General features: G+C 61.1%; 18 protein-coding genes. 10 read left to right on the top strand and 8 right to left on the bottom strand.

Going from position 1 to position 19,652, the window contains the following annotated elements:
- Positions 1–19 precede the first annotated feature (19 nt).
- On the bottom strand, positions 20–469 hold the full coding sequence (locus tag M0D67_RS06595) for a MarR family winged helix-turn-helix transcriptional regulator (protein ID WP_266238024.1): 450 nt from the start codon (positions 467–469) through the stop codon (positions 20–22).
- A 380-nt stretch (positions 470–849) separates the two neighbouring features.
- On the opposite strand from M0D67_RS06595, the gene M0D67_RS06590 reads away from it, so the two are divergent.
- Complete coding sequence (locus M0D67_RS06590; RefSeq protein ID WP_266238022.1) at positions 850–2,160, top strand: MFS transporter; 1,311 nt, start codon at positions 850–852, stop codon at positions 2,158–2,160.
- A gap of 107 nt (positions 2,161–2,267) precedes the next feature.
- Here M0D67_RS06590 and M0D67_RS06585 read toward each other — a convergent pair whose 3' ends face one another.
- Entirely contained in the window at positions 2,268–2,561 is a 294-nt protein-coding gene (locus M0D67_RS06585; RefSeq protein WP_154557888.1) for a GYD domain-containing protein, read from the bottom strand.
- Between the two features lie 275 nt (positions 2,562–2,836).
- Here M0D67_RS06585 and M0D67_RS06580 point away from each other — a divergent pair, with 275 nt between their 5' ends.
- Positions 2,837–3,469, top strand: coding sequence for a helix-turn-helix domain-containing protein (locus M0D67_RS06580; RefSeq protein ID WP_093635019.1), 633 nt, complete (start codon positions 2,837–2,839; stop codon positions 3,467–3,469).
- Between the two features lie 18 nt (positions 3,470–3,487).
- On the opposite strand, the gene M0D67_RS06575 is transcribed toward M0D67_RS06580, so the two are convergent.
- Both M0D67_RS06575 and M0D67_RS06570 read right to left on the bottom strand, forming a co-directional pair.
- Positions 3,488–6,469, bottom strand: coding sequence for an FAD-binding and (Fe-S)-binding domain-containing protein (locus M0D67_RS06575; protein ID WP_266238278.1), 2,982 nt, complete (start codon positions 6,467–6,469; stop codon positions 3,488–3,490).
- Positions 6,470–6,559: 90 nt separating this feature from the next.
- Positions 6,560–7,597 carry a DUF1338 domain-containing protein gene (locus M0D67_RS06570; RefSeq protein ID WP_266238017.1) on the bottom strand — a complete coding sequence of 346 codons (1,038 nt, stop codon included), beginning with the start codon at positions 7,595–7,597 and terminating at the stop codon, positions 6,560–6,562.
- A gap of 168 nt (positions 7,598–7,765) precedes the next feature.
- Here M0D67_RS06570 and M0D67_RS06565 point away from each other — a divergent pair, with 168 nt between their 5' ends.
- On the top strand, positions 7,766–8,698 hold the full coding sequence (locus M0D67_RS06565) for a LysR substrate-binding domain-containing protein (RefSeq protein WP_266238015.1): 933 nt from the start codon (positions 7,766–7,768) through the stop codon (positions 8,696–8,698).
- Between the two features lie 35 nt (positions 8,699–8,733).
- Here M0D67_RS06565 and M0D67_RS06560 read toward each other — a convergent pair whose 3' ends face one another.
- Together M0D67_RS06560 and pcaQ are read right to left on the bottom strand one after the other, a co-directional pair.
- Entirely contained in the window at positions 8,734–9,867 is a 1,134-nt protein-coding gene (locus tag M0D67_RS06560; RefSeq protein WP_093635016.1) for a 4-hydroxyphenylpyruvate dioxygenase family protein, read from the bottom strand.
- 328 nt (positions 9,868–10,195) lie between these two features.
- Entirely contained in the window at positions 10,196–11,194 is a 999-nt protein-coding gene (gene pcaQ / locus M0D67_RS06555; RefSeq protein WP_266238013.1) for a pca operon transcription factor PcaQ, read from the bottom strand.
- 107 nt (positions 11,195–11,301) lie between these two features.
- Here pcaQ and pcaH point away from each other — a divergent pair, with 107 nt between their 5' ends.
- Both pcaH and pcaG read left to right on the top strand, forming a co-directional pair.
- The gene (pcaH, locus tag M0D67_RS06550) at positions 11,302–12,006 is read left to right on the top strand and encodes a protocatechuate 3,4-dioxygenase subunit beta (protein ID WP_266238011.1); all 705 of its coding nucleotides are present in this window, start codon (positions 11,302–11,304) and stop codon (positions 12,004–12,006) included.
- Between the two features lie 3 nt (positions 12,007–12,009).
- Entirely contained in the window at positions 12,010–12,597 is a 588-nt protein-coding gene (gene pcaG / locus M0D67_RS06545) for a protocatechuate 3,4-dioxygenase subunit alpha (RefSeq protein WP_266238009.1), read from the top strand.
- Between the two features lie 192 nt (positions 12,598–12,789).
- Here pcaG and M0D67_RS06540 read toward each other — a convergent pair whose 3' ends face one another.
- Positions 12,790–13,053, bottom strand: a complete 264-nt coding sequence (locus tag M0D67_RS06540) for an H-NS family nucleoid-associated regulatory protein (RefSeq protein ID WP_054034930.1) — start codon at positions 13,051–13,053, stop codon at positions 12,790–12,792.
- Between the two features lie 460 nt (positions 13,054–13,513).
- Between M0D67_RS06540 and M0D67_RS06535 the strand changes: the two genes are divergently transcribed.
- The 3 genes from M0D67_RS06535 (at position 13,514) to M0D67_RS06525 (ending at position 15,155) form a co-directional block, all read left to right on the top strand.
- A complete protein-coding gene (locus M0D67_RS06535) occupies positions 13,514–14,149 on the top strand; it encodes a LysE family translocator (RefSeq protein ID WP_093635011.1) in 636 nt (211 codons plus the stop codon).
- 292 nt (positions 14,150–14,441) lie between these two features.
- Complete coding sequence (locus tag M0D67_RS06530) at positions 14,442–14,645, top strand: cold-shock protein (RefSeq protein ID WP_007178877.1); 204 nt, start codon at positions 14,442–14,444, stop codon at positions 14,643–14,645.
- 285 nt (positions 14,646–14,930) lie between these two features.
- Positions 14,931–15,155 (top strand): hypothetical protein, encoded by a 225-nt coding sequence (locus tag M0D67_RS06525; protein ID WP_025495857.1) that lies wholly within the window; start codon positions 14,931–14,933, stop codon positions 15,153–15,155.
- Between the two features lie 94 nt (positions 15,156–15,249).
- Here the strand turns inward: M0D67_RS06525 and M0D67_RS06520 are convergent, their stop codons facing one another.
- The gene (locus M0D67_RS06520) at positions 15,250–16,881 is read right to left on the bottom strand and encodes an acyl-CoA synthetase (protein WP_266238006.1); all 1,632 of its coding nucleotides are present in this window, start codon (positions 16,879–16,881) and stop codon (positions 15,250–15,252) included.
- Between the two features lie 158 nt (positions 16,882–17,039).
- On the opposite strand from M0D67_RS06520, the gene M0D67_RS06515 reads away from it, so the two are divergent.
- Positions 17,040–17,786: a Crp/Fnr family transcriptional regulator gene (locus M0D67_RS06515; protein WP_266238004.1), complete on the top strand. Its 747-nt coding sequence runs from the start codon at positions 17,040–17,042 to the stop codon at positions 17,784–17,786.
- Positions 17,787–18,033: 247 nt separating this feature from the next.
- Entirely contained in the window at positions 18,034–19,593 is a 1,560-nt protein-coding gene (locus M0D67_RS06510; protein ID WP_266238002.1) for a methyl-accepting chemotaxis protein, read from the top strand.
- Positions 19,594–19,652: the final 59 nt, after the last annotated feature.

Genomic DNA, 19,652 nt, shown 5'->3' with positions numbered 1-19,652 from the left:
CGATCGCGGCGTGACTCGCCTACTCGGCGTCCGAGTCCGACTCCATCATTTTGCGCAGCAGAAACAGCATGGCGACGCGCTCGCCCGCATTCAGCGCGCCGTAAGTGCGCTCCGTGACCTCCTCTGCGAACGGCACGGTGCGCTCGATCAGTGCGAGGCCCGCCGCGGTGGGACGCACGACGAGCTTGCGTCCGTCGTTCGGGTCGGCGCCCACCTCGATCAGCGCGCGCGCCTTCAGGCGCTCGACGACGCCGCGGATCGTCGCCTGATCGATTGCAGTTGCTTTGACGATGTCATTTAGCGAGCACGGTTGCTGCTCTTTGACCGCACACAGTGCGACGAACTGCGCGGCGGTCAGATCGGAATCGGGAATCGCTTCCTGAAAAATCGCGACATGCCGTTGATACGCACGACGCAACAAGTGGCCGATCTGATCGTGAAAGTCGTAGGAATCCTTGCGCGGCGCCATAGGGTACAAGGCCGGGCGGCCTGAAGACGAAAGAGAAAGAGTGTACACCCTCTAACCGGACCCTCAATACGACCTTGATCAAGCTGCCGCGTCGTGCAGCTGATTTGTAGCTAACACGCTTTACATTTTTCATGCACTTCCGCTGTACAGGAGGTACGTACACGCTCGCATAAAAGCACGAATTACAGGTATTTCTACGAGAAATTGAGCGAATCGATGAGGAAATTTTATGGGCTTTGGCCGGTATTTTTCCACACCGTATTTTTGAGCGTATACGCTACGTTTTTAGCGTGATACACAGACATCTGCAAGCGAAGTGCGAGTGATCTCTGTCGCACGACATCCACCTTTTTTCGCACCACCTTCCGGGAGTGGCAGTCATGGCGAATGTTTATCAGGGCAGTGCCGTGCTCGACACGAGCAGCACCGACAATAGCGAGCTCTATCGCAAGGTTACGATCCGTCTCATCACGTTCTTCTGTCTGTGTTATTTCGCGGCGTATCTCGACCGAATCAACATCGGTCTCGCGAAGCTGCAGATGCTCGACGCGCTCAAGTTCAGCGATACCGTCTACGGCCTCGGCGCAGGCCTGTTCTTCGCCGGCTATATCCTCTTCGAAGTACCGAGCAATCTGATTCTGCAGCGGGTGGGTGCGCGCTTGTGGATCGCCCGCATCATGATTACCTGGGGTCTGCTGTCGGGCGCGACGATGTTCGTCACCACGCCGATGCAGTTCTATACCGTGCGCTTCCTGCTCGGCGTCGCCGAAGCCGGATTTCTGCCGGGCGTGCTGCTCTATCTGACGCAGTGGTATCCCGATGCGCGCCGTGCTCGCATCGTGGCGCTGTTCATGGTCGGCTTGCCGCTGTCGAGCATGATCGGCAGCCCCATTTCCGGCTGGATCATGGCGTTCTTCAACGGCGCGCACGGCCTGGGCGGCTGGCAATGGCTGTTCCTGCTCGAAGCGCTGCCGTCGATTGCGCTCGGCATTGCGATCCTCGCGTGGCTGCCGAATAACATCGAATCCGCCCGCTGGCTCAGCGCCGCGGAGAAGAAAACGCTGCGTGCGAATCTCGACGCGGAGCCGTCCGGGAACAAGAGTCACTCGCTGAGCGGCGCATTCGTCGACTTCAAGGTCTGGGCGCTCGGCCTCATCGATCTGTGCGTGCTGCTTGGGCTGTACGCGACGAGCTTCTGGCTGCCGTCGATCCTGCGCGACACCGGTGTAGCAGATCCGTATCACATCGGTTGGCTGATGGCGATTCCGAATGCGCTAGCCGTGCTGAGCACGCTTTACTGCGGCGCCAGCTCCGACCGGATGCGCGAACGCCGCTGGCATATCGTGGTCCCGTTCCTCGTGGCGGCGGTTGCGCTGGTTATCGCCGGTTCGGGTCACCACGGCACAGTCGCGACGGTCATTCTGTTCTCGCTGATCAACGCGGGCGCGGCCGCTGCGATGCCCGTGGTGTGGTCGCTACCTTCGACCTTCCTGAAGGGCCCCGCTGCGGCGGCGGGTATCGCCTTCGCCTGTTCGATCGCGAACCTCGGCGGCTTCGGCAGCACGTATTTCATCGGCTGGCTGCGCGATACGTTCCATTCGCAAAGCGCAGGTCTGTTCGGCTTCGCCGCATGCATGATCGTCGGCTGCGCGCTTGCGTTGACCTATTCCGCCAAGCTCGTGAACCGCTGATCGGTTCGTTGCGATGCGCCCGCCTCGCTGCGGCGCATCGTAACGCTTGCCGGCGTAGCAAAAGAATCGCGGAGGGAAGCGGTTAGCAAGCCGGGTGTCGGCCTGTTTTATGGGAGTTTGCCGAGAAGAGCGCTGAATTCGTCTTTCTTTAATGCACGGAGCGTTTGCGTGCGGACATTGCCTGCGGCGCCGAGCGCCAGGCCGAATGACATGAAGCTTTGCTCATCCGGTGCTTCCACGATCGTGACAATGTCATATTGGCCCATCGTCCAGTAGATCTCTTTCATTTCACAGCCAAAACTCTTGGCCATCTCAGCCGCTTGACCGGCCCGCTGTGCGCTGTTTTTGACGGCGCGAATACCCTGATCAGTAAACTGTGCAAGAACCACATAAGTCGCCATGACGATTCCCCTTACGAATAGCACGAGTTGGGATTCAGACGCGCAGGCTCGACAGCGAACGCTACTGCAATCGAGTTGCTCGAAAGCGTTCTGCGCGTAACCTGATTCTAGGTAATGGAATCGCGTGTCACCGCATCAATCTCGACACGCAGCGTTTCCGATGGGAAAAGTTGCTCGGTGGTCGCACGAGCCGGACGCTACCCAGACCCTCCCTTCCCAAATGTTATTATCGGAAACATCGAACGCCGCGCAAGGCGAGCATTTAAGCCAGCCCCATGGACACCCACCTCACCAAACCCGCCGACCCATCGACAACCGACCTCGGCCGCCGCGTCCGCGCCGCCCGCCAGGCGCAGGACTTGACGCTCGAAACCGCGAGCCGCCTCTGCGGCGTCTCCCGCTCGACCCTCTCCAAAGTCGAAAACGGTCTGATGTCCCCGACTTTCGACGTCCTGCAGAAAATCGTGCTCGGTCTGAAGATTGAAATCGGCGAGCTCTTCGGCTCGACGCCCAAAGTCAGCGCCAGCGGCCGCCGCGCGTTGACCCGCAAAAACGAAGGCCAGCGTCACGCCTACCGCGGCTATCAGATGGAGTTGCTCGCCACGGATCTGGCGCACAAAGCGATGTTGCCGTTTCGCATCCGCATTTCGGCGCACACGCTGGATGCCTTCGATGACTGGGGCCGTCACGAGGGCGAAGAATTCCTGTACGTGATCAGCGGCAGCGTGTGTCTCTATTCCGAGTTGTACGCACCGACGCATCTGAATGCAGGCGACAGTCTTTACTTCGACAGCCGTACCGGCCACGCAGCCGTGTCCACTAGCGACGAAGACGCCGAGGTGTTGTGGATGGCAACCAGCGCCGACATCCCGCAGACGTCGGCTACCTCAGAGCCGGCGAAAAAATAGCGACGGCGCTACGGCCCCTTAACAGCGTGCCGCCAACGCCCGCTGCGCTAGTTGCGCGATATGCATCGCGTGTTGCCCGGTCCCCTGTTCGATCTGCTCCCGGCAACTGAAGCCGTTGGTTAGTACGATCGTTTCCGCGTTTGCCGCCGCAGCAGCACGCACCGCTGGAAACAGCGTGTCTTCGCCGATCTTCTCCGAAAGCGCGTGATGCTCGTCGTTAAAGCCGAACGATCCCGCCATGCCACAGCATCCCGTATCGAGCAATTTCCACTTCACGCCAAGCTTGTTCAGCAGCGCGGTATCGCCTTGCATACCGAACAGCGCCTTCTGATGACAATGCCCGTGCACGATCACGTCCGCTGCAAGCGTCGGCCAATCGAACGGCTGACGCGCGACGAAATCGGAAAATAGAAACGTCTGCGCCGACAGTTGCGTCGCTAAAGCGTGATCGGGGAACTGCTTCAGCAGTTCATCCTTGAACACCGATAAGCAACCGGGTTCGAGCCCGACCAACGGCACCCCCGCGGCGATGTCCTCCCCGAGATCATCGAGAATGGTGGTCAGCAACTCGCGCGCACGGTCGAGTAAACCGAAGTCATACAGCGGACGCCCGCAGCACAAACGGTTCTTCGGTAGCACGACGTGCCAACCCATTTGCGTCAGCACATCGGCCGCGGCCTGCGCGATCTCTGGCGTGAAGTGATCGTTGAACGTATCGACCCACAGGATGACTTTCTTCACGTCACCACGAGAACGAGCATCAAGCTCCGTCTGAGGCGAACGCCGGGCAATCTGTCGATACGTCCGCGTCGCAAACTTCGGCAACTCACGTGCTTGCGCGACACCGGCGACCCACTTCCCAACCGCAGCCAACCCAGGCGCCGACGTCATAAAATTCGTGAAACGCGGAAAGCGCGCCGCCCACGGCGCCCATTCGCCAATGCGCCCCATAAACAACGCCTGACGCGGTCGGCGAATCGTCTCGTAGTAATGCGAAAGAAACTCCGCTTTGTACGACGCCATATCCGTATGCGTCGGGCAGTCGGATTTGCAGCCCTTGCACGCGAGGCAGGTATCAAGCGCCTCTTTCACTTCACGGCTTTGCCAGCCATCGGTGATCACGTCGCCTTGCAGCATTTCCCAGAACAGATGCGCGCGGCCACGTGTCGAGAATTTCTCTTCACGTGTCGCACGAAAGCTCGGGCACATCGTGCCGCCTTCGAGCGAGCGGCACTTGCCCATGCCGATGCATCGTTCGATCTCACGCTGAAAACCGTCGCCTTCCTGGCTCGCGAAGGTGAGCTTCGTTTGCAGTGTCACGGGCTTGTAGGCCGGACCCATGCGCAGGTTTTCGTCGGCGCGATACGCATGCACGACCTTGCCGGGATTCAATCGATTGGCCGGGTCCCAGATCGCTTTGAATTGCTCCATCGCCTGCATCAGTTCGGGGCCGTACATGATCGGCAGGAACTCAGCCTTGGCCTGGCCGTCGCCGTGTTCGCCCGAGAGCGAGCCACCGAATTCGACGACCAGTTCCGCCGCTTCGCGCAGAAACTTGCGCCACGTCGCGACACCTTCCACGCTGCGCAGATCGAAGGTAATGCGCGCGTGGACACAGCCGTCGCCGAAATGACCGTATAGACTCGTCTCGTAGCCATAGCGATCCACCAGCGCCTGAAACGCACGCAGATAATCGCCGAGACGCATTGGATCGACCGCTGCATCCTCCCAGCCGACCACTGGATCGGGCGTGCCCGAATCCACCGACAAGGCCACCGCCGACGCGCCCGTCTCGCGGATCGACCACACCTTCGCCTGCAGAGCACGATCTTCGACAAGCATCGCGGACACGTTCGGTCCTGCTGCGCCCGACGAGAAATATGCCTCAGCGGTTTGCGCCTGATGCACGGCGTCGTCTTGCGTATCAGCACCGAATTCGAGCACGACCCAGGCATCGCCTTCCGGCAAGAGCGCGATCTCGTCCTTCTTCAACCCGCGCGCCTGCAAGCCGCGAATGATCGCACGGTCGAGCCCTTCGATCGCGATCGGCCCGCAGCGCATGAAATGCGGCACGGCGTCCGCGGCGGTGTAGATATCGGTGAAACCGACCACGACGATCACGCGTTTCGCCGGGCTCTTTACGAGCCGAACTTTCGCCTGCAAGGTCACCGCACAGGTGCCCTCGGTGCCGACCAACGCACGTGCGACATTGAAGCCGTTTTCCGGCAGCAGTTGATCGAGGTTGAAGCCCGACACGCGCCGCTTGATCTGCGGGAATTTCGCGCGAATCTGATCGGCGTAGGTGTCGCGTAGTTGCTTGAGCGCGGCGTAGATTTCGCCCTGGCGGCCACCTGCGGCGATGATGCGTTCGAGTTCGTCGTCCGGAGTAGGGCCGACCCAGAAACGGGCGCCATCGAAGGTTGCGATTTCCAACGCCTCGACGTTCTCCACCGTCTTGCCGGCCATTACCGAATGCGCGCCGCAAGAGTTGTTGGCGATCATGCCGCCGAGCGTGCAGCGACTGTGCGTCGCGGGATCGGGTGCGAACGTGAGGCCGTGTGCTTCGGCGGCGTCGCGCAACGTGTCGCAGATCACGCCTGGTTCGACGATCGCTACGCCCGCGACAGGGTCGACCGACACGACGCGGTTTACATACTTGCTCGCGTCGGCCACCACCGCGACGTTCACGCATTGGCCGTTCTGCGAGGTGCCACCGCCGCGCGGAAGAAAGGGCACGTCATTGCGGCGGCACGCAGCGAGCGTTTCGAGCAGATCGTCGACGTCCGATGGCACCACCACGGCGAGCGGGACTTGCCGATAGTTCGACGCATCCGCCGCATAGAGCGCTTTCGAGCCCTGATCGAAGCGCACTTCGCCGTGTACGTTGCGGCGGAGGTCAGCTTCGAGCGCCTGCATAACAGCAGCGGTCCCTTGAAAGGGCTTGGCAACGCGCGGCGCTTTTGACGGGCCATGAGCCGCGTCGCTCAACGAAGCACTCATGCCCGCGCCCTGCTCTTCATCCAATGACGTTCCCACTCCGCCTCTCATGTCTCGTGTCCGACGCTCGCGCTATCACCCTGCGCTTACAAATTAAGCCGCCTGGCTCGCGGTCATCTTGAAGATGCCCTGCGCGTTGCCCGCGTCGAAACGCAGGTCCGTTTCCCAGCGACGCGCGTCCTGATCGAAGGTCCGCTTGCGCGTGATGAACTCGTAGAACGAACCCGGCACCTCGCGCGTCACGATGCTGCCATCGGCCGCGCGGAATTCGCGCCGCACGATGTCCGCACGGTATGCGGTCTGAAACACACGGCCCGAACGCGAACGCTCGACTTCAGGCTTCATCGGACGACCCTTCGCCTTTTCGTCGTCGGAGAGCTTGAACACATCCGCGACGCGATCGGTAGCGTGATTGAAAGCGTTGCCCTCGGTCGCGATCCACGCCATTTCGGCCGACTCCTTCAACAATACTTCGTAATCGGCTTCGCGTGGCGTCTCATGCTGACGCGCGAACGCGCCAACGATTACCGGCAGCAACGCATGCGCCGCCTCGAGCGGCAACACGCCTTCGCGTTCGAGCTCCCACAACTGGCCGTCCGCTTGAGGCGTCAACGGATCGCGTGAGGCGCCGATCACGTTCGTCACCGCCTGCTGAAACTCTGCCGAGAAACGCTCGGGATGCAATTCGCTGACGAAGAACTGCGCGATCTCATCGGGGGCGTCATCGTGCGCCCAGGCGCGGCCGGTCATGCCCAGACGGTCGAGCGGATAACGGCCGTTGATGCTGAAGCCGAGCGGCCGCAGGATGCGCGCGAAGGCAGCTTCGCCCGGCGGCAGCGCGCCGCTCGCCGCCCAGCGCACCGTGCGCAATGCGCCGTGGTCGAAGTAGACGCTGCCGCCGCCAGCGATCGTCTCCTCTGTGTACTGCCGGCCATTCGCCGAGCGCGCCAGCAGGTCTTCGAACAGCGCCATGTTCATCGCCTGCGCCAGTTCGGCACGGGTGACGGTGCCGTCCTCCCATTCATTGAGGATCTGCGGATGGTTCAGGGTGGCGAACAGCCTCGCGGTTTTCTCTGCGCCGAGCAGTTTCAGCAGCAGTTGTTCGACATTCGCATTCTTGATGTTTCGCATATCGGTTCCGGGCGGGGTGCGGTGAGCACGCGTTCGTCTGTTTGAAGGTGGCCAGCCGGCGTGCCTTCAAGGCGCAAGCACGGCATCGTTGGATGCGAGATTATTCAAATTCGCAGCCTCGCCGTAAAGCGAGATAAAATCGCCACTTGATGCGTTTTTGGAATTAACGTGCGAAAGTTCAAGATCCCCAACATGGGCGCGCTGCTCGCTTTCGAAGCCGCCGCGCGGCACGAGAGCTTCACGCATGCGGCGCGCGAGCTATTCCTCACCGAAAGCGCGGTGTCCCGGCAGATCAATACGCTGGAGAGCAATCTCGGCGTGCGGCTGTTCGTGCGCGTCAAACAGCGCGTCGTGCTGACCAAGGCGGGCAAGGTCTATAGCAAGCAGGTGCGGCGCTCGCTGGAACAACTGGACCGCGACACGCTGTCGATCATTGCACATGGCAGCGGCGGTGGTTATCTGGAACTGGCGGTGCTGCCGACTTTCGCATCGCAATGGCTGATTCCGCGCCTGGCGGCATTCAATGCGCAGTATCCGGATGTGCGGGTCAATATGGGCGTGCGCACCGGCACCTTCCCGTTCGCCGAGACGCATTTCGAAGCCGCGATTCACTACGGCAAGCCGACATGGCCGGGTACTTCGGCGGACTTTCTGTTTAGCGAGGAAGTCGTGCCGGTGTGTGCGGCGAGTCTGCTGGCCCGGCCCGCGGAAACTGCGGCAGATCTGCTGGACTACCCGCTACTGCATTCCACCACCCGGCCTGACGGCTGGGCGTCGTGGTTCGCCAGTCTCGGTGTCGACGATAACCGGACGATGCAAGGGGTCCGCTACGAACTCCACACGATGCTGATCAGCGCCGCCGCGGCCGGTCTCGGCATCGCGCTGGTGCCGCGCTTTTTCGTCGACGCACAGCTCGAACAGCTCGGACTTGTGATTCCGCTCGACGCGCCCGCAGTCGCGGACTCGGCGTATTACCTCGTTTATCCGACGGAGTTGAGCCACGGCAAGCCGCTCACGAGCTTTCGCGAGTGGCTGTTGCGGGAAGCGGCGGCATACAGCGCGGTGAATCCTGGGCTGGCCGGCAACCCCGATACCGATTGATTCAGCGGCAGGTGCCGAGTAGCAAACGCTAAGCGTTAAGCGCCGGCTTGCTCGCGTGCCTGCGCCAACGCACTCAAATTGCCTTCGCCGAAACCGTGATGACCCTGCCGTTGCACGATCTCAAAGAAGATCTCGCCGGCACCGCGCCGCACAAAGGTCTGAAAGAACAGCAGTGGCACGCCGTCGGCACCGATCTCGCCATCCACCAGAACGTGCGTGCGCTTGAGCCGCTCGACATCGAGCCCATGACCCGGCAAACGGGCATCGAGTTGCTCGTAATAGCGCGGCGGTGGCTCGACGAATTCGACGCCGTTCGCGAGGAGTTGCTCGACGCACGCAAAGATATCGTCGGTGGCGAGCGCGATGTGCTGTACGCCTTCGCCCGGATGATCCGGCAGATAGTCGTGCATCAGATTCGTGCGGCGCGTGCCTTCTTCATACAAAGGCACGCGGATCGCGCCGCATGGAGACACCATCACGCGCGATTCCGCCGACACATGCCAGTTCGCGTGCAGCTCGTGAATCTCGCGGAAGTTAAGCAGGTCGCGATAAAAGTCGAGCCATTCCTGCATCCGGCCCTCACCGACCGTTTGCGTCAGATGATCGACCGCAACTAGGCCGGTGCCCGCGTGACTCAGATCGGCGTGCGCGGTATCGATCTCGATCGGACGGAAGTCGATGTCGAAGATCGAGATGTCGCCGAGGCCGCCGCGCTGGCCGCCACGGCCGCGCCACCGGTCGACGAAATAGATGTGCGAATCGCCAATGCCCTGGATTGCCGGAATCAGCAACTCGCCCGCACCGAGGCGTTCGCCTTCGAACGCCCATGCGCCGAGTTCGATCGCGCGGTCGAAGGCGCGCTGCGCGTTGGCCACGCGAATGCCGATCGCGCAGATGCCGGCGCCGTATTCCTCGGCGTAGCGCTCGGCAAACGAATCCGGCTCCGCGTTGATCAGGAAATGCATCTCGCCCTGGCGATACAGCGTGACGTCCTTGCTGATATGGCGCGCAATCGCCTTGAAGCCGAGTTTCGTGAAGGTCTCGCCGAGCGCCTTCGGCTCGCGCGAGGCGAACTCCACGAATTCGAGGCCGGCGGTGCCGAGCGGATTGTGCTCAGGCGCCGACACGGCGCGCAGCGCGGCGTCTGGAGTGGGCAAGTCGCTGGGCATGGCAATCTCCTTGTGCAGTCTTTCGTACGCTGTTGCGCGTGTTCGTGATGTTTCTGCTGTTCGGTGCGCACCGTCATTCACCTGAAGTGAGCTGCAGTGTGACACCACATGCGTGGTGTGCCGCAGCAATGCGGCCCGCGACGGCTTTTGCACCGTGTTTGTACACCGGGTAGCAGGGCGTTCGCAACCTTCATTTTGTACTGGATGGTTCACGCGCGGTGAATCAAGGCGCAGCGTAGGGCTTCTGTGGCGCTCGTGTCCGTCGCGTCTGTGGTGGCTCTCTTCGCTCTTGTGGCTCCTGCACCGTACCATCGCGGCGCGGCATGCGTCAGATGTTGGGCGTCCCGCCGCGACTGCGTTTGGACGCACGTTTAACCGCAGGCTTGCCAGCGGCCGCCGCCATGCGCAACTGCGCAACCTCGCGCACGGCATCGATAAACGCCCGTCCCACCGGCGACGGCTGCGTGTCCGAGCGCCGGATCAGCCCCACAGGCTCGCCGGTGCCCGCGAACGGCAAGGGCAAACGCACCAACATACCGTGCACCAGTTCATATTCGACGGCGCTCAGTGGCACGAACCACACCGCGTCATTCTCCAGCGTCAACGCACGCCCCGTCGACACCGACAGCACTTCGACAAACCCCGACAACGGCGGCACGCCCCACGCGCTCAGCAAGCTTTCAGCCGATTGCCGGATCAGCGTGCCGAACGGCGGCAGCACAACCGGAAAATCCTCCAGCGACGTGGCCGGCAAGCCGGCCCCCAGCGCCAGCGGATGCCCGGCGCGGACCACGGCAATCAACGGCTCGCTGAAAAGCTGCTCGAAACTGAGCCCGACCATCCGTTCCGGGTCCGCCAGACGCCCGATCGCGAATTCGATCGTGCCGGCCTTTAAACGCTCGAGCAATTCGGGGTTGGCGCCGGTGGCAAGGCGCACGATCACACGCGGCCAAAGCGCGGCGAAGCGCTTCAGCACCGGCGGCACCAGCGCAGCCGCGACGGTCGGCAGAATGCCGATTTCCAGCGTGGCGGCCGCCGCGCCTTCCGCGCGCGCCAGCAAGTCCACACCCTGTCGCAACGCACTGACACAGGCGCTCGCATGCGGCATGAAAAGCTGCCCCTCGCGGGTCGGCACGGCGCCGTGGCGGCCGCGCTCGAAGAGCTTCACGCCGAGAATCGCCTCCAGTTCGGCAACCGTCTTGGAGACCGCGGGCTGCGTAATGGACAGGCTTTCGGCCGCCCGCTGCACGCCGCCGAACTGGGCGACGGCCAGGAAGCACTGGAGATGACGGAATTTGACGCGGCTGTCCGCGAGGCTGCGTTGCATAACGGTAGGTTATACGAAATGGGCGAAAACGTCATTTTGCATAACCTCTCAGGTTAGATAAAGTCGCTCCATACGCTGTATCCCACAATTCCCCGAAGGAGACACTGATGGACGATTCCTTTCTCACCGCGCGCGACTTCGCGTCCCACCCCGCCTACGTCTATCCCGGCTACGGTTCTTCGGTCAAACGCGGCCCGACGCGTCCGCTGATTCCGCTGAAGGAAAAACTGCGCGACCAGCGCGTGCCGGTCTACGGCACGGAAGACCTAGGCGCGCTCGATCACGATCTGACGCGCAATGCGGTGCGCAACGGCGAACCGCTCGGCGAGCGCATCATCGTGACGGGCCGTGTGCTCGACGAAGGCGGCCGCCCGGTGCGCAATACGCTGGTTGAGATCTGGCAAGCCAATGCTGCCGGCCGCTATGTGCACAAGAACGATCAGCACGACGCACCGCTCGACCCGAACTTCCTCGGCGCAGGCCGCTGCATCACCGACAACGAAGGCCGCTATCGCTTTCTGACGATTAAACCGGGCGCTTACCCCTGGGGCAATCATCCGAACGCGTGGCGTCCGAATCATATTCACTTCTCGCTGTTCGGCGACCATTTCGGCTCGCGCCTCGTCACGCAGATGTATTTCCCCGGCGACCCGCTGCTGGCCTTCGACCCGATTTTCCAAGGCACGCCCGAGCACGCACGCGACCGCCTGATTGCAAATTTTTCGCTCGATACGACGCAAGAGGCCTATGCGCTCGGCTACGACTTCGACATCGTGCTGCGCGGCCGCAACGAAACCCCGATGGAGCGCTAAGCCATGACGACCCTCAAGCAAACGCCTTCGCAAACGGTTGGACCGTACTTCGCCTACGGTCTGTGCCCGCAGCAATACGACTTCGCCTTCAAGAGCCTGTTTACGCCAGTTCTGGCCGACCGCGAAGCGGCCGGCGAGCACATCACGATCGTCGGCCAGGTGTTCGACGGCGACGGCAAGGTGATCGGCGATGCGATGCTGGAAATGTCGCAGGTGGACGCGCAAGGCCACTACCCGGAATCACGCGAGGAAATCCTGAAGACCGGTTTTCGCGGCTTCGCCCGCGTCGGTACGGGCACCGATCCACTCCAACGCTTTGTCGTTGAAACGGTGAAACCCGGCCGCGCAAACCCGAACGAAGCGCCGCATCTAAACGTGATTGTGACGATGCGCGGCATGCTGCTGCACACCTTCACGCGCATCTATTTCGAGGACGAAGCCGAGGCTAACGAGCGGGATGCCGTGCTGGCAGCGGTTCCGGCGGACCGGCGCGGCACGCTGATCGCGCGCTGCGAGCCGAACACGGCCAATGTGTACCGGTTCGATATCTATATGCAGGGCGACAAGGAAACCGTGTTTTTCGATCTGTGACGCGGATTTTCTACACTTTCATATAGCTTTCACATACACTGGAGATGATCCGTCTAGCGACTGGATCGCGAAACTCCGAGTAGGTTAAGCCCGCCCCGCGCGGGCTTTTTTTTGGATGCCGAATCAATTGGCACAACGCGATATCGCGCAGCCACGCAGGAAAACGATTAGCAGAAGAAACTGAGGCCCCGCTCAACAGCGGAAATGGTCGATGTTCTGTCCAGCGTAGATTGCACGCGCGAGCCAATCCGGCTTTTCGCCATGACCGTCCCACGTATTTCCGTAGGCGTCGCGATACATCACGGCCCGCACTGCGGCTTTGTCGGCCTCGATTGCATCAGCAAGCGCTTCAATCGTAATGCCGTATTCGTCCATGCGTCGGCGGATCCACACGATCAGGCGCTCACGCGCATTCCCGTCGAGGTCGAACAGCCGTTGTTCTTCTCGCTCTTTCATAACGTACCGGTTTCGCGGCTGATAGTGCTCGCGTTGGAAAAACAAAGGCTTCGCTAAACAACGCGAAGCCTATGCGTGAATCAGATGGGTTGAGTGCGAATCGAACTCACGACGCCGCTCCTGATGCGCGACAACTCGCATCGGGAATCATGCCCAATAAATCCTGGATTTAGGGGAATTCGTCGACAAACGGCTCGAATCGCGCCCGATCGGCCTTGGTGCTCCAAGGCTGCTTTAGCGTATGGAAGGGGATTCTAGCATCCAATTTCCGCTGCTTGCAGCAACTGATTGGCTGCGTGCGGTGATGGGCTTTCTTTGTCATTCGGTTGGCGTTCGTTACCGGCTTTTTCGATTCTTATTGGTTCTTTATTGGTTCTATTGGCGCTGACCGAAAACAAAACCTCGCCCTCCCATGCTATGTTCACTGATCCGCATCGCCGCCTGTAGGAGACACACAAAAATGCCCGCCTCGACCGCCATCGTCACAATCCTGGCCGCACTGCTGCTCGGTGCAATGAGCCCAGGACCGAGCTTCGTTATCGTTGCACGCAATGCAATCGGACTCTCGCGCGGCGACGGCCTTGCGACAGCGGCCGGCATGGGCATCGGCGGCGTGTTCTTTAGCGGTATCGCCTTGCTCGGCCTGTACACCTTGCTGGCGACAGTGGAATGGCTGTACGTCGGCTTGAAAGTGGCGGGCGGCCTTTATCTGATCTACCTTGCGTCGAAGATCTGGCGCGGTGCGGCCAAACCGCTCGCGTTCGACGCTGCGCAAGCCGCCGCTACCAACGTGCGCAAATCGTTCTGGATCGGTTTGAGCACACAACTCAGCAATCCGAAGACAGCGGTCTACTACGGCAGTATCTTCGCGGCCTTGCTTCCGCAACATCCGCCGCTGTGGTGCTACTTTGCATTGCCCCCTGCGATCTTCGCCATTGAAGCCGGCTGGTACACCGTGGTCGCCTTGTGCTTTTCGAGCAAACGTCCGCGTGAAATCTATCTGCAGTGGAAGGCCTGGATCGATCGCGTCGCCGCAAGCGCAGTTGCCGCGCTCGGATTACGCCTGATCCTGACGGCGCATAAAGTGGGCATCTGAAACCGAAACCCAGTTGGAATGACTTGCCGTGCCGCGCGACACGGCAAGCGAGCAACGAGGGTCACATGGCCACACGCCCCTCATGCACAAACGGTGCCCATAACAAAACAGTTACAAGATAAGTGTTGACGCTGGCATGCCCGGCGGTTACTGTGGCACCCGAAGTTCAAGAAGTTCGATTGCTGTTCATCAATGTCTCGCTCCTCAGCGGTATTCGTTGTCCTCTCCCTCCTTGACGCTTCACGCGCTCCTCAACCGAGCAAATTTTTCTATTTTTACTCAAGGATTCTTCATGGATACCGGTACCGTTAAGTGGTTCAACGACAGCAAAGGCTTTGGCTTCATCACCCCGGACAAGGGCGGCGACGACCTGTTCGCGCACTTCTCCGAAATCAGCGGCGACGGCTTCAAGACGCTGGCTGAAAATCAGAAGGTGAGCTTCGAAACGAAGCAAGGCCCGAAGGGTCTGCAAGCGGCTAACATCAAGCCGATGTAAGTTTGAAGGGCTCGGTGTCCGGCAACGGACATCGGGCTGCAGCGACATCCTCGCGGAGCTTTGTCTCCCACAGTTGGCGCGATCGCTTTTAGCTGCATATATAGTTCAGCTAGCCTAAACGCCAAACGCCTCGTTGCACCTCATTCTCCCCTCTGGCTTTAACGCCCTTTTTAGCTTTCCGACTGCGTTTGGATTCGGCTCGCAATGGCTTGAATCGGCTCGTCCGCGTGACCCGTATAACGGCTCGCACGGCAGGCGCGCACTCGAACATTATTAAAATATAAAATGCAAAACAAACATATTCATCATTACAACGGCTATGCCGTCAAACCCTCGGCGCATCGTTTGCCCGACGGTAGCTTTTCATCCAACCTATTGCTCGAGCGCGCCGACAGCGCGCGTACCGAAGGGCGCTACCAGTTCTATTCGCTCGACTACTTCCCGAACGAAGAACAGGCACTGCAGCACTCGGCACGCTGGGCACGCCGCTGGGTCGACACACGCGGTTAAACGCGAGTCGAAGCTGATGCGCGCGGAACCCCGCGCTTGCATCGCTCAGCACCACATAGCGCGCCGCTGGGCGCGCTAGACCACCGCGCGCGGTCTATTCGGTTTGTTCCGCCTTGATCCGCGCGCGCAGTTCGAACTTCTGAATTTTTCCCGTCGACGTCTTCGGCAATTCGCCGAAGCGCACCGCTTTTGGCAACTTGTATCCTGCAAGAAACAGCCGGCAGTGCGCGATGATCTCTTCTGCGCTCACCTGAGCGCCCTCCTTGAGTTCGACGAACGCGCAGGGTACCTCTCCCCACTTCGGATCGGCCATCGCCACCACGGCGGCAACCGACACCGCAGGGTGACGGTACAGCGTGTCTTCGACCTCGATGCTCGAGATGTTCTCGCCGCCCGAAATGATGATGTCCTTGCTGCGATCACGGATACGGATGTAGCCGTCAGGCATCCGCACGCCGAGATCCCCCGTATGGAACCAGCCGCCACGGAAGGTCGCTTCCGTGGCGCGCTCGTTCTTCAGATAACCCTTCATGCAGATATTGCCGCGGAACATGATCTCGCCGAGCGTTTCGCCGTCGTCAGGCACGGGCGCGAGCGTGTCCGGATCGAGTACCGTAACGGCCGCCTGCAAGTGATAACGCACACCTTGCCGCGCGTTCATTTCGGCGCGCGCGTTGTCGTCGAGCGTGTCCCATTCTTCCTGTTTTGCGCAGACCGCGGCCGGGCCGTAGGTTTCGGTGAGTCCATACACGTGCGTCAGATCGAAGCCGATCTCCTTCATCTTCGCGATCACCGCCGGTGCGGGGGCCGCGCCCGCCACCATCGTCGACACGCGATGCGTGATGCCCTCACGCCATTCGGCGGGCGCATTCGCGAGCGCGCTTTGCACGATCGGTGCGCCGCAATAATGCGTGACGCCTTCGTGGCGAATCAGTTCGAATACCGTCTTCGCGTCGAATTTGCGTAGACAGACGTTGACGCCGGCACGCGCGGCAACGGTCCATGGGAAACACCAGCCGTTGCAGTGAAAGAGCGGCAAGGTCCATAGGTAGACCGCATGCTTGGGCATATCCCATTCGAGGATATTGCTGAGCGCATTCAGATACGCGCCGCGATGGTGGTAAACCACGCCTTTAGGATCGCCCGTCGTGCCCGACGTGTAGTTCAACGCGATAGCGTCCCACTCGTCGGCGGGCAAGGTCCAGGCGAACTCGGGGTCGCCGGTTTGCAGGAAGGCTTCGTAGTCGGTTGCGCGGATAAACTTGCTGGCGTCGGCGGGCATCGCATCGGCCACGCTGATCACGCGCAACTCGGGGAATTCCAGCGCGGCGCGGTGCGCCAATTCGCTGTACTCCGTATCGACGATCAAGGCCTTCGCCTCGCCATGACGCAACATGAACAGCAGCGACGACACGTCGAGCCGCGTATTCAGCGTATTGAGCACGGCGCCGGCCATCGGCACGCCGAAATGCGCTTCTATCATCGGAGGAATATTCGGCAGCAAAGCGGCAACCGTGTCGCCGCGTTCTATACCGGCCTGCTGCAACGCACTGGCCAGACGCCGCGCGCGCTCGTAGGTTTCGCGCCAGTTACGGCGAATCTCCCCATGGACGACCGCCAGCCGCTCACCGTAGACTTCCGCTGCGCGCACGATGAAATCGATGGGCGTCAGCGGGACATAATTGGCCTCGCGCCGCTGGAGGCCTTCTTCGAACATGTGTGTCATCGCTTTGTCTCCTGAAGCGCTGGCCGCGCCGTCGATTTTTCTGATTGATGAGCTAGCCTAGCAATTGTCATGGTGAACTGTCTGTCATTCAAATGACAGAGTGACGCGCCCTGGTTCTATTCAGCCGACTTCACCCGCCTACACCCCGCTCGCCGCTTATGGATGACGCACCGTTTACCGCCGTCGCAGACTCCCGCCCGCACCGGCCTGAACGGGTCCCGCGCGCCGATCTGCCGCGGCTATTCGGCACCTGCGCATGGTTCAGGGCGCTTGCCCCCGAGCACCAAGCCATGGTCCTTGCCAACGCGCACGCGGAGCGGCTGGAAGGCGGAGCTTGGATCGCGCGCCGCCAGGAGCCATCAGACTACTGGATCGGCGTCCATTCCGGCCTCATCAAACTCGCCATCTACAACGCCTCGGGACGCAGTTGCACGCTCTCCGGCGTGCCACCCGGCGGCTGGTTCGGCGAAGGCAGCGTGATCAAGCGCGAATTGCGCAAATACGAAGTGGCCGCCATTCAGCCTTCGCTCGTGATGTTCGTGCCGTCGGAGACGTTCCATGCGCTGCTCGAATCGAGCCTACCGTTCACCGGTTTTGTGATCCGGCAGTTGAACAACCGCATGGGCGAATTCATCGCGTCGATCCAGAATAGCCGTCTGCTGGATGTCGACGCGCGCGTCGCCCAGTCGCTCGCGCAACTGTTCAATCCGGACCTCTACCCCGATACCGGTCGCACGCTGGCCATTTCGCAGGAAGAAGTCGGCCTGCTGGCAGGCGTGTCGCGGCAACGGATCAACCAGGCACTGCAAAACCTCGAAAGGCTGCAGATTTTGCGCCTCTCGTACAACCAGATCGACGTGCTGGACCTCGAACGCCTCTCAGCGTTTGGTCAGGAGCAGATCTAGGGTAAGCGCGTGCGCCATGCTGCCCGCCGCAGTTTTCCGCAGCTTTCTACGGGTTTGACTCCACTTTCCCCGATTTTCCTCGACGTTTCCCGTATTTCATCGGTCGCCTCGGGCCGGAAATTCACGTTTCAGACAGCAATTTCGGACGCCGGAATAAAGAATCCACAGCATTAGCCGTTATGCCGGCTATGCAACGCTGATTGCAGCCCCTCCCTATTCCGAGTTCAACGTATTGTCGAAACCGATAATGAACCGTCTGACACTAAAACAGAAATTGTGGGTGCCGATACTGCTTTGCTGGGCGGCGCTTCTGATCGTGACCGTTGTGAATGCGTTCGATGCCCGAAACGCTCAAATGGACGCACGGCGCGCGGATCTGGCCGACGTCACCGACATGGCGGTGTCGCTCGTCGCGGACTACGCGAAGCAGGCCGACGCGGGCAAGCTCCCGGTCGATGAGGCCAAACAGCAGGCCATCGCCCGCATCACTGCGCAACGTTACGGCGCATCGGGCTACGTGACGATCGTGCGCAGCGATTCGGTGATGGTCGCTCATCCGATGAGTCCGAAGCTGAACGGCAAGGACATGAGCAGCTTCCGCGACGCCAAAGGCAATGCGCTGTATCACGACATCGCGCAGGCAGGCGGCTCGGCGAGCGGCGCAGGCTATCTGCGCTACTGGTGGCCGAAACCCGGCGAGACGGCGCCGAGCGAAAAGATCGGCTATGTGAAGCGCTTCGGCCTGTGGAACTGGGACTTTATCGCCGGCGCCTATATGGATGACATCCAGGCGCAGTTCTACGCGACCCTCGCGCGCTCGGCCGGCATGCTGGTGCTGCTGGGTGTGCTGGTGTCGTTCGTGGCTTCGCGGGTGGTGCGCAACGTATCGCGCTCGATCGGCGGAGAGCCTTCCACAGCGGCGGCGATTGCCATGCAGATCGCGCGCGGCGACCTCGCCACTCACATCGACCTACGGCGCGACGACGCGTCGAGCCTGTTGTTCTCGCTGCGCGAGATGCGCAATCAACTGGCTGCGACCGTCGCGCGGATCAAGACGTCCGCCGAAACGATCACTATCGCCTCGAAAGAGATCGCCGCGGGCAACCTGGATCTGTCGAGCCGTACCGAAGACCAGGCCGCATCGTTGCAGCAGACTGCCGCCAGCATGGACGAACTCACCAAGACCGTCACGCAGAACGCCGACAATGCGGCGACCGCGTCAGAACTCGCGGCGGATGCATCGAACATTGCCGCGCGTGGCGGCCAGGTCGTCAATGACGTGGTCGAGAAAATGGCCGGCATCACCGATAGTTCGCGCAAGATCGGCGAGATCATCAGCGTGATCGAAGGCATCGCCTTCCAGACCAATATCCTCGCGCTGAACGCAGCGGTGGAAGCGGCGCGCGCCGGTGAAGAAGGCCGCGGCTTCGCGGTCGTTGCGGGCGAAGTGCGCAATCTCGCGCAGCGCAGCGCGACGGCAGCCAAAGAGATCAAGGTGCTGATCCATCAGTCCGTCGCGCAGGTCGGCGAAGGCTCGACGCTGGCAGGCAAAGCCGGCAGCACGATCAGCGAGGTGGTCGACGCCGTGCGCCGCGTGACGGCGATCATGAACGAGATCTCAGCGGCTTCGAAAGAACAGAGTTCGGGTATCGGCGAAGTCAATCTCGCGATCCGCCAGATGGACGATGTGACGCAGCGCAATGCTGCGCTAGTCGAACAGGCAGCGGCTGCAGCCGGTTCACTCGACGAGCAGACCGAACGTCTGCGAAATGCGGTTGCAGTGTTCAAGGTCGAACAACATGCGTGATTGAGCGGTGCATTCGATCAGCACCTTCATGCAGCGGACCAAAGCATGTGATTGAAAAG

This window comes from Paraburkholderia sp. SECH4, from assembly GCF_030511745.1.
Taxonomy (GTDB): domain Bacteria; phylum Pseudomonadota; class Gammaproteobacteria; order Burkholderiales; family Burkholderiaceae; genus Paraburkholderia; species Paraburkholderia madseniana.
Note: the sequence above shows the minus strand (reverse complement) of the source record. Positions and strands in the feature narration are given on the sequence as shown.